The 1,214-nt window shown below is 79.0% G+C and carries 1 pseudogene; it reads left to right on the top strand.

Features of this window, described 5'->3' with window-relative positions:
* Positions 1-1,214 (top strand): annotated as a pseudogene (locus tag BST27_RS34300) (PE family protein); the annotation flags it as partial.

Below are 1,214 nucleotides of genomic sequence, written 5' to 3' on the forward strand. Positions count from 1 at the left end.
GTGGCAAAGGTGCAGAGGGCGGCCCAGGCGGCGCGTATGGCGGCGTTGGTAACCCTGGTCCCGGCGGTACCGGCGGCACCAGTTTTTCGGGGAATGGCGGTGCCGGTGGTACCGGAGGCCAGGCCGGCTGGCTAGGGTCCGGCGGCTCGGGCGGCAGCGGTGGCATCAATTTCGGAACTGGCACCGGCGGCCACGGAGGGGCTGGCGGCGACGGCGGCCTGATCGGCTTTGGCGGGGCCGGCGGGGTCGGCGGGTTCGCATTGTCCGGAGACGGCGGAGCCGGTGGGAACGGCGGCGCCGGCGCGCTCCTGTTCGGCAACGGTGGTGCCGGAGGGGCCGGCGCACAGAGCACCGTCGCCGGCGGGGTCGGCGGAAACGGCGGCAGGGCCTCCGTGCTGCTCGGGCTTGGCGGGAACGGTGGGACCGGCGGGCTCGGTACCCCGGCGGGCGGAACTGGCACCACCGGCCCCAACGGGGTGTTGATGCCGCCGGCGGCGCTCAACGTGATCAACGCGCCCAGCCTGCGCCTGACCGGACGCCCGCTGATCGGCAACGGCGCGCCCGCAGCCGCGGGCAGCGGGGCCGCCGGGGCGCCCGGCGGGGGGCGGCGCGGCGCCGGCGGGGCCGGCGGGTCCGGCGCGAACGGCGTGCCCGGCGGGCCCGGCGGCGCCGCGGGATTGTTGGGCAGCGGCGGGGCCGGCGGGAGCGGCGGGTTCGGGTCGTCGGGCGTCGGCAGGGCCGGCGGCATGGGCGGCAATGGGGGTTGGCTGTTCGGCACCGGCGGTGCAGGCGGGGCCGGCGGCGTCGGCGCCGCCATGGGCCTCGACGGGAACGGCGGAAGCGGCGGCGCAGGCGGTGCAGGCGGGCTCTTCGGCTCCGGCGGGGTCGGCGGCGCCGGAGGGCCGACCGGTGCATTAACCGCTGGTCTACGCCCCGGCGCCGGCGGGACCGGCGGTACCGGCGGGCCGCTGAGCGGGCTGGTGGGTGCCGCCGGTGGCACCGGCGGAGTCGGCGGACCGTCCATCCAATCCGACGGCGGCGCCGGCGGCCCCGGCGGCGCCTCCGGCATCAGCGGCTCGCTGTTCGGTGGTGGATCCGGCACCGTCGGCGGCTCACTGTTCGGCGCCGGCGGGGCTGGCGGTGACGGTGGCGCGGGCGGTAAAGGCGGCACCGGCGGTGTTGGCGGCGGCCTCGCGCTCGGTGGCGCCGCAGGC

This window comes from Mycobacterium intermedium, assembly GCF_002086275.1.
Classification (GTDB): Bacteria; Actinomycetota; Actinomycetes; order Mycobacteriales; family Mycobacteriaceae; genus Mycobacterium; species Mycobacterium intermedium.